The sequence below is a fragment of the Streptomyces sennicomposti genome, assembly GCF_019890635.1.
Classification (GTDB): Bacteria; Actinomycetota; Actinomycetes; order Streptomycetales; family Streptomycetaceae; genus Streptomyces; species Streptomyces sennicomposti.
Genome location: NZ_JAIOAB010000111.1, coordinates 1 through 7,612 on the forward strand (window position 1 = coordinate 1; position 7,612 = coordinate 7,612).

Sequence of the window (7,612 nt, forward strand, 5' to 3'; positions counted from 1 at the left end):
GGCGGTGCTGGTCGTCCCCGACGGCGAACGGCTGGTGGTGCTCGCCGGGGACGGCAGCGCGGCGGCCGCCGCCTGCGCGGAGCACGCCGCCGCGCTGGAGGCCGCCCGGGCGGCGGCGTCCGAGCAGCGGGCGGGCGAGGAGGACGAACTGGTCGTCGGTCTGTCCGCGCCGGCCGGCCCGATCGCCGCTGCCGCCGCCTACAAGCAGGCCGAACAGGCGCTGTCGGTGGCCCGGCGGCGCGGCCGCGTCCTCGTCGAGCACGAACAACTGGCCTCGGGCTCCGTCCTGCCGCTGCTCGCGGACGACGCGGTACGGGCCTTCGCGGACGGACTGCTGCGGGCGCTGTACGAGCACGACGCGACCGGCCGCGGTGATCTGGTCGCCTCGCTGCGGGCCTGGCTCTCGCGCCACGGCCAGTGGGACGCGGCCGCCGCCGACCTCGGCGTCCACCGCCACACCCTGCGCTACCGCATGCGCCGCGTCGAGGAGATCCTCGGCCGCTCCCTGGACGACCCGGACGTCCGCATGGAACTCTGGCTGGCCCTCAAGACGACGTCCCCGGACCACCCGTAACGGCCTTCCGGCCCAGCCGTGACCGCCCCCCGTCCCCCCGGCGGCAGCCACCCTGTGCCAATCCGGCGCACACCCGCCCCCCACTGCTCCACCCCGGACAAGCGTCGGGAGGCCGGTCCCGCCCTACCGTTGTCGTCGCAAGCAGACCACCCCCAACCGCGGAAGGGCCGGGACTCGTCACAATGACTTCCACCACCGCCTTCTGGCTCGCCGGCCGCCAGGTCACCGGCGAGGACACCTTCGACGTCACCTCCCCGTGGGACGGCCGGCTGGTCGGCACGGTCGGCGTGCCGACCGACGCCCAGGTCGAGGAGGCCGTGGCCGCCGCGCACGCCGTGCTGGACGAGTTCGCCGCCACCCCCGCCCACGTACGCGCCGCCGCCCTGGACCACGTCGGCAAGCGCCTCACCGAGCGCACCGAGGAGATCGCCCAGCTGATCTCCGCCGAGAACGGCAAGCCCGTCAAGTGGGCCCGCGGCGAGGTCGGCCGCGCCGTCTCGGTGTTCCGGTTCGCCGCGGAGGAGGCCCGCCGCTTCAACGGCGGTGAGGCCCAGCGCCTGGACACCGACGGCGGCGGCCAGGGCCGCCTCGCCCTCACCCGCCGCTTCCCCAAGGGCGTCGTCCTCGGCATCGCGCCGTTCAACTTCCCGCTGAACCTGTGCGCGCACAAGGTCGCCCCGGCCATCGCCGCCGGCGTCCCGATCATCCTCAAGCCGGCCCCGGCCACCCCGCTGTCCGGCCTGATCCTCGGCGAACTGCTGGCCGAGACCGAGCTGCCGGCCGGCTCCTGGAGCATCCTGCCGGTCGCCAACGACAAGATGCCCGCCCTCGTCCAGGACGAGCGGCTGCCGGTCATCTCCTTCACCGGTTCGGAGAAGGTCGGCTACGCGATCATGGACTCGGTGCCGCGCAAGCACTGCACCCTGGAGCTGGGCGGCAACGGCGCGGCCGTCGTCCTCGCCGACTGGGCGAGCGACGAGGACCTGGACTGGGCCGCGAACCGCATCGCGACCTTCTCCAACTACCAGGGCGGCCAGTCCTGCATCTCGGTGCAGCGCGTGATCGCCGACGCCTCGGTCTACGACCGGCTGCTGCCGCGCATCGTCGCCGCCGTCGAGGCGCAGGTCACCGGCGACCCGTCCGACCCGAAGACCGACGTCGGCCCGCTGGTGAGCGAGGACGCCGCCAAGCGCGTGGAGTCCTGGGTGGACGAGGCCGTGGAGGCCGGCGCCGCCCTGCTCACCGGCGGCAAGCGCGACGGCGCCTCCTACGCGCCGACCGTCCTCGCCGACGTCCCGGCCGATGCGACCATCGCCTGCGAGGAGGTCTTCGGCCCGGTGCTGACCGTGCAGAAGGTCGACGGCGAGGCGGCGGCGTTCGCCGCCGTCAACTCCTCCAAGTACGGCCTCCAGGCGGGCGTGTTCACACACGACCTCCAGGTCGCCTTCCGCGCCCACCGCGCCCTGGAGGTCGGCGGCGTCGTCATCGGCGACGTCCCCTCCTACCGCGCCGACCAGATGCCGTACGGCGGCGCCAAGCAGTCCGGCGTGGGCCGCGAGGGCGTGCGCTACGCGATGGACGACTACACCTACGAGCGCGTCCTCGTCCTGACGGGCCTCGCCCTGTAGGACCGCCCCAGGTCGCCGACCCGGTGACCGGTGAACGACGACGGCCGGAGCCCGTGTGCGGGGGCTCCGGCCGTCGTCGCGTCCCGCACCGCCGGTCGCGCCGTGCGCCCACCGGCACCGCCGCCCGTCGTCGCGTCCCGCACCGCCGGCCCCGCACGACTGGCCGCCGCGGCCGTACGGCGCGATGCTGGACGAATCCGCTCCGCGTCCGCCCGGACACCCACGGTGAAACCGCGGGCGCCCGGACGCGCGGGGAGGTGAGCCCGGTCCGTGTTCGGGTACATACGAACGAGTAGCACCGGTCGGTAACGAACGTCCCCCATAGCCCTCTTCGCGGCGAGGTGAGCCTCATGTCCGCACCAACGTCCAGGAAACCCACCGTCACCGAGCGCGAGGCGCGCGAGGTGGCGGAGGCCGCACGGGAGCAGGACTGGCGCAAACCCAGTTTCGCCAAGGAACTGTTCCTCGGCCGTTTCCGCCTCGACCTCATCCACCCCCACCCGCTGCCCGCCGACGAGGACGTCCAGCGCGGCGAGGAGTTCCTCGCCAAGCTCCGCGACTTCTGCGAGACGAAGGTCGACGCGGCCCGCATCGAACGCGACGCGCGCATCCCCGACGACGTGATCACGGGGCTGAAGGAGATCGGCGCGCTCGGCATGAAGATCGACACCAAGTACGGCGGTCTCGGTCTCACCCAGGTGTACTACAACAAGGCCCTCGCCCTGGCCGGCTCCGCCAGCCCCGCGATCGGCGCGCTGCTGTCCGCGCACCAGTCGATCGGCGTACCGCAGCCGCTGAAGATGTTCGGCACCCAGGAGCAGAAGGACACCTTCCTGCCGCGCTGCGCCCGCACCGACATCTCCGCCTTCCTCCTCACCGAGCCGGACGTCGGCTCCGACCCGGCACGCCTGGCGACCTCGGCCGTGCCTGACGGCGACGACTACGTCCTGGACGGCGTCAAGCTGTGGACGACCAACGGGGTGGTGGCCGACCTCCTCGTCGTCATGGCGCGGGTGCCGAAGTCCGAGGGGCACCGCGGCGGCATCACCGCCTTCGTCGTGGAGGCCGGCTCCGAGGGCGTCACGGTGGAGAACCGCAACGCCTTCATGGGCCTGCGCGGCATCGAGAACGGCGTCACCCGCTTCCACCAGGTGCGCGTCCCGGCCGCCCACCGCATCGGCGAGGAGGGCCAGGGCCTCAAGATCGCCCTGACCACCCTCAACACCGGCCGCCTCTCCCTGCCCGCGATGTGCGCCGGCGCCGGCAAGTGGTGCCTGAAGATCGCCCGCGAGTGGTCCGCCGCCCGCGAGCAGTGGGGCAAGCCGGTCGCGCTGCACGAGGCCGTCGGCTCGAAGATCTCCTTCATCGCGGCCACCACCTTCGCCCTGGAGGCCGTCCTCGAACTGTCCTCCCAGATGGCCGACGAGAACCGCAACGACATCCGCATCGAGGCCGCCCTCGCCAAGCTCTACGGCTCGGAGATGGCCTGGAAGATGGCCGACGAGCTGGTCCAGATCCGCGGCGGCCGCGGCTTCGAGACCGCCGCCTCGCTCGCCGCCCGCGGCGAACGCGCCGTCCCCGCCGAGCAGATGCTGCGCGACCTGCGCATCAACCGCATCTTCGAGGGCTCCACCGAGATCATGCACCTGCTGATCGCGCGCGAGGCCGTCGACGCCCACCTCTCGGTCGCCGGCGACCTCATCGACCCCGACAAGTCCCTCCAGGACAAGGCCAAGGCGGGCGCGAACGCGGGCCTCTTCTACGCCAAGTGGCTGCCCAAGCTGGTCGCCGGGCCCGGACAACTCCCCGGCGCCTACGCCGACTTCCACCCGGCCGGGCACGTCGACCTCTCCGGGCACCTGCGCTACGTCGAACGCACCGCCCGCAAGCTCGCCCGCTCCACCTTCTACGCGATGTCCCGCTGGCAGGGCCGGATGGAGACCAAGCAGGGCTTCCTCGGCCGGATCGTCGACATCGGCGCCGAACTGTTCGCGATGAGCGCGGCCTGCGTACGCGCCGAACTCCTGCGCAGCCGGGGCGAGCACGGCCGTGAGGCCTACCAGCTCGCCGACGCCTTCTGCCGCCAGTCCCGCATCCGGATCGGCGAACTCTTCGGCCGCCTGTGGACCAACACCGACGACCTGGACCGCACGGTCGTCAAGGGCGTCCTCGGCGGCGTCTACGAGTGGCTGGAGCAGGGCGTCATCGACCCCTCCGACGACGGCCCGTGGATCGCCGAGACGCCCCCCGGCCCGAGCCGCCGCAAGAACGTCCACCGCCCCATCCGCTGACCGGGCCGCCCGGCGGAGCCCCACCGCCGCACCGGCCCGCCCCGGCGGCGCTCCGCCGCCGTACCCCCTCCGCGGGGCCCGCCGTCACGACGGGCCCCCGCCGCCGCGCCCCGCCGCCGTGCCGGGCCTCGGCGCCGTGCCGGACCCCGCCACCGGGCCCGGACCCCGCCACCGGACCCGGGCCCCGCCACCGAGCCCGGACGCCACCACCGAGCCCGGACCCCCGCCGGGACCCGCCCGGGGGACGCGCTGTCGGAAGACGGGGCCGGTGCGGCCACAATGGGGGGATGAGCGACAGTCCAGCCCCTCTCGCCGATCCGCACCTCGTCTTCGACCCCGCCGGTGACGGCCCCAAGGACGTGGTGGTCCTCGGGTCCACCGGCTCCATCGGCACCCAGGCCATCGACCTCGTGCTGCGCAACCCGGACCGCTTCCGGGTCACCGCGCTGTCCGCCAACGGCGGCCGGGTCGGTCTCCTCGCCGAGCAGGCCCGCCGGCTGCGGGTCCGGGCCGTCGCCGTGGCCCGCGAGGACGTCGTGCCGGCCCTGCGTGAGGCGCTGAGCGCCGAGTACGGCACCGGCGAGCCGTTGCCGGAGATCCTGGCCGGGCCCGACGCGGCCACCCAGGTCGCCGCCTCCGAATGCCACACCGTCCTCAACGGCATCACCGGCTCCATCGGCCTCGCCCCGACCCTCGCCGCCCTGGAGGCGGGCCGCACCCTCGCGCTCGCCAACAAGGAGTCGCTCATCGTCGGCGGCCCCCTGGTCAAGGCGCTCGCCAAGCCCGGCCAGATCATCCCGGTCGACTCCGAGCACGCCGCGCTCTTCCAGGCCCTGGCCGCCGGCACCCGCGCCGACGTGCGCAGACTCGTCGTCACCGCCTCCGGCGGGCCGTTCCGGGGCCGGAGCAAGGCGGAGCTGGCCGACGTGACCGTCGAGGACGCCCTCGCCCATCCCACCTGGGCGATGGGCCCGGTGATCACGGTCAACTCCGCCACCCTCGTCAACAAGGGCCTGGAGGTCATCGAGGCGCACCTGCTGTACGACATCCCCTTCGACCGCATCGAGGTCGTCGTGCACCCGCAGTCGTACGTCCACTCGATGGTCGAGTTCACCGACGGGTCCACCCTCGCGCAGGCGACGCCCCCCGACATGGGAGGTCCGATCGCCATCGGTCTCGGCTGGCCCGAACGCGTTCCCGACGCCGCGCCCGCCTTCGACTGGAGCACCGCGTCGACCTGGGAGTTCTTCCCCCTCGACACCGAGGCCTTCCCCTCCGTCGGCCTCGCCCGGCACGTGGGCCGGCTCGCGGGCACCGCCCCGGCCGTGTTCAATGCGGCCAACGAGGAGTGCGTCGACGCGTTCCTGCGCGGCGCACTGCCCTTCAACGGAATCATGGAGACCGTGACACAGGTGGTCGAGGAACACGGCACGCCCGCGACGGGAACTTCCCTCACGGTCCCGGACGTCCTCGAAGCGGAGGCCTGGGCGCGCGCCCGGGCCCGGGAACTGACAGCGCAGACGGCGACCGCGGAGGCGCGTGCATGACGTCCCTGATGATGATCCTCGGCATAGTCGTCTTCGTGATCGGCCTGCTGTTCTCCATCGCGTGGCACGAGCTGGGGCATCTGTCCACCGCGAAGCTGTTCGGCATCCGGGTGCCGCAGTACATGGTCGGCTTCGGGCCGACGATCTTCTCGCGCAAGAAGGGCGAGACGGAGTACGGCATCAAGGCCATCCCGTTCGGCGGCTACATCCGCATGATCGGCATGTTCCCGCCGGGCGACGACGGCCGGATCGCCGCGCGCTCCACCTCGCCCTGGCGCGGCATGATCGAGGACGCCCGCTCGGCCGCTTTCGAGGAACTGCAGCCGGGCGACGAGAAGCGCCTGTTCTACACCCGCGCCCCGTGGAAGCGGGTCATCGTCATGTTCGCGGGCCCCTTCATGAACCTGATCCTCGCGGTCGCCCTGTTCCTCACGGTCCTGATGGGCTTCGGCATCTCGCAGCAGACCACCGCCGTCAGCTCGGTCTCCCAGTGCGTCATCGCCCAGAGCGAGAACCGCGACACCTGCAAGGCCGGCGACGCGCCCTCCCCGGCCGCCGCCGCGGGCCTGAAGGCCGGCGACCGCATCGTTTCCTTCAACGGCGTGAAGACCGACGACTGGAACCGCCTCTCGGACCTCATCCGCGCCAACCCCGGCAAGGACGTGCCGATCGTCGTCGAGCGCGGCGGCCAGGACGTCACGCTGCACGCGAGGATCGCCACCAACCAGGTCGCCGAGAAGGACTCCAGCGGCCGGATCGTGGAGGGCCAGTACGTCAGCGCCGGCTTCCTCGGCTTCAGCGCCGCCACCGGCGTCGTCCGCCAGGACTTCGGCGAGTCGGTGACCTGGATGGGCGACCGTCTCGGCGAGGCCGTCGACTCCATCGCGAGCCTGCCCGGCAAGATCCCCGCCCTGTGGGACGCGGCCTTCGACGGCGCCCCCCGCCAGCCCGACTCCCCGATGGGCGTGGTCGGCGCGGCCCGCGTCGGCGGCGAGATCTTCACCCTGGACATCCCGCCCACCCAGCAGCTGGCCATGGCCCTGATGCTGGTGGCCGGCTTCAACCTCTCCCTGTTCCTGTTCAACATGCTCCCGCTGCTGCCACTGGACGGCGGCCATATCGCGGGCGCGCTGTGGGAGGCCCTGCGGCGGAACGTGGCGCGGGTGCTGCGCCGCCCCGACCCGGGCCCGTTCGACGTGGCGAAGCTGATGCCGGTGGCCTATGTGGTGGCCAGCGTCTTCATCTGCTTCACCGCGCTCGTCCTGATCGCCGACGTGGTCAACCCGGTCAAAATCTCCTAGCCGTCCGGCGTTCACCGGCGGCCGGGCGGTGCTCCGCTCCGGCCGCCTACCAATGGGTGGTTTGCCGGGTGGGATGTGCTGGGGCGGGGCCACGTACCGTAATCTCGAAGCCTGGAGCCCGCCGCTCAACGGGACCGGACCTTGATCCACGACTTGGGGTTGCACAGCAGATGACTGCGATTTCTCTCGGCATGCCGTCCGTTCCGACCAAGCTCGCCGAGCGCCGCAAGAGCCGGCAGATCCAGGTCGGGACGGTTCCGGTGGGCGGGGA

The 7,612-nt window shown here is 72.7% G+C and carries 5 protein-coding genes; all 5 read left to right on the forward strand.

Annotated features, from left to right (window positions below; translation table 11 throughout):
• Nucleotides 1-574: PucR family transcriptional regulator (locus K7787_RS31060; protein WP_223003679.1), on the forward strand; the 574-nt coding region annotated here is incomplete at its 5' end.
• A gap of 182 nt (nucleotides 575-756) precedes the next feature.
• Nucleotides 757-2,202, forward strand: a complete 1,446-nt coding sequence (locus K7787_RS31065; RefSeq protein ID WP_164390983.1) for an aldehyde dehydrogenase family protein — start codon at nucleotides 757-759, stop codon at nucleotides 2,200-2,202.
• Nucleotides 2,203-2,552: 350 nt separating this feature from the next.
• A complete protein-coding gene (locus K7787_RS31070) occupies nucleotides 2,553-4,493 on the forward strand; it encodes an acyl-CoA dehydrogenase family protein (protein ID WP_223003680.1) in 1,941 nt (646 codons plus the stop codon).
• A 287-nt stretch (nucleotides 4,494-4,780) separates the two neighbouring features.
• Nucleotides 4,781-6,040, forward strand: a complete 1,260-nt coding sequence (dxr, locus tag K7787_RS31075) for a 1-deoxy-D-xylulose-5-phosphate reductoisomerase (protein WP_169435412.1) — start codon at nucleotides 4,781-4,783, stop codon at nucleotides 6,038-6,040.
• A complete protein-coding gene (locus K7787_RS31080) occupies nucleotides 6,037-7,341 on the forward strand; it encodes a site-2 protease family protein (protein ID WP_043261367.1) in 1,305 nt (434 codons plus the stop codon). Before dxr ends, K7787_RS31080 begins: the two co-directional genes overlap by 4 nt.
• The last annotated feature ends 271 nt before the right edge of the window (nucleotides 7,342-7,612 follow it).

Excerpts from the sequence above, each read along its gene's own strand:
- K7787_RS31065 (WP_164390983.1), top strand. The coding sequence starts at position 757 with ATGACTTCCACCACCGCCTTCTGGCTCGCCGGCCGCCAGGTCACCGGC.
- K7787_RS31070 (WP_223003680.1), top strand. The coding sequence starts at position 2,553 with ATGTCCGCACCAACGTCCAGGAAACCCACCGTCACCGAGCGCGAGGCG.
- dxr (WP_169435412.1), top strand. The coding sequence starts at position 4,781 with ATGAGCGACAGTCCAGCCCCTCTCGCCGATCCGCACCTCGTCTTCGAC.
- K7787_RS31080 (WP_043261367.1), top strand. The coding sequence starts at position 6,037 with ATGACGTCCCTGATGATGATCCTCGGCATAGTCGTCTTCGTGATCGGC.